General features: G+C 64.7%; 1 pseudogene. It reads right to left on the reverse strand.

Annotated elements, in window-relative coordinates:
• Positions 1 to 230: 230 nt before the first annotated feature.
• Positions 231 to 309 (reverse strand): annotated as a pseudogene (locus AB4Y40_RS42915) (IS66 family insertion sequence element accessory protein TnpB); the annotation flags it as partial.

The following is a 309-nucleotide window of genomic DNA, read 5'->3' on the forward strand; positions in this document are numbered from 1 at the left end:
TCGCGCTGGGCAATGCCCTTTGTCGCGCGCTCTTCGAGATCGCGGATATAGCCCCTGACGGCCTTGGGTACGTGCTTGAGATCGGGTGGATTCATGCGCCCCAGGATAGCGGAGCACGGCGCGCCGCCGTTGTTTACGTGCAACGTGTCTTTTGGGCAGACTAGCTCGCGTGCAGGTAGCGACGTACGGGCTGGTGCCGGCGGCCGTCCAGGTCGGCGGCGTGTCTTTGTCCGATCGATGGAGATCCACTTGCGAAGCTGGTTGGCGTTTACGCCGGCCTTGAGCGCAAGCCCGGCCACTGAGGCGCCG

This window comes from Paraburkholderia sp. EG287B, from assembly GCF_040965595.1.
GTDB lineage: Bacteria > Pseudomonadota > Gammaproteobacteria > Burkholderiales > Burkholderiaceae > Paraburkholderia.